Source organism: Actinomyces sp. HMSC08A09, assembly GCF_001807465.1.
In the GTDB taxonomy this organism is placed as follows: Bacteria; Actinomycetota; Actinomycetes; order Actinomycetales; family Actinomycetaceae; genus Actinomyces; species Actinomyces oris.
The window spans coordinates 1-635 of sequence record NZ_KV789085.1; the positions used below are offsets into that span (position 1 = coordinate 1).

At 67.7% G+C, this 635-nt stretch carries 1 pseudogene; it reads right to left on the reverse strand.

From position 1 onward, the window contains the following. Nucleotides 1–635, reverse strand: a pseudogene (locus HMPREF3165_RS13130) (IS1634 family transposase); the annotation flags it as partial.

Genomic DNA, 635 nt, shown 5'->3' on the forward strand with positions numbered 1-635 from the left:
CGCTTCTTGGAGTAGGCCCAGATGGCCCTCCATGAGCCCGGGTGGGTGTGCGGGTCCCAGACGGGCTCAGCCCTGACAGCCTTGTCCCGCTCGCTCCTGGAGCCTTTCTTGGGGGTGATGGTGTCGATGACCTGGCCGTCGGTGAAGGCGTCACCGGCCCAGTGGAAGTGGGCCTCCAGGTCGCCTGGGGCCCGGGTGGTGCGGGCCCCGACAATGAACCGCAACCGGGCGTCGTCCAGGGTCGTCAGGTTGGCGGCCGAGAGCATGCTGGCGTCGGCGACGATGATGAGGTCCTCGATGCCGTGGGCGGCCTGGAAGGCCTCCACCACCGGGATGATCGTGGTGGTCTCGGCCTTGTTTCCCTCCCAGCACCCGATTCTCAGGGGGAAGCCGTGTCGGTCGACCAGCAGGCCGAAGATGATCTGGGGGTCGACCCTCCGCTCTTTGGAGTAGCCGACCCGCCGCAGGTCGTCCTCACGCTCGGCCTCGAAGTAGAGGGGGTGACGTCGTACAGGCACAGGGCCAGACCGGAGGTGTTGGTGACGTGCTCGAACAGGGCCTGAGAGATCGCCTGGCGGTAGCCCCGCTCGACACAGCGGCCCAGGGACGCGTACAAGGTGTTGCGGTGAGCCGGG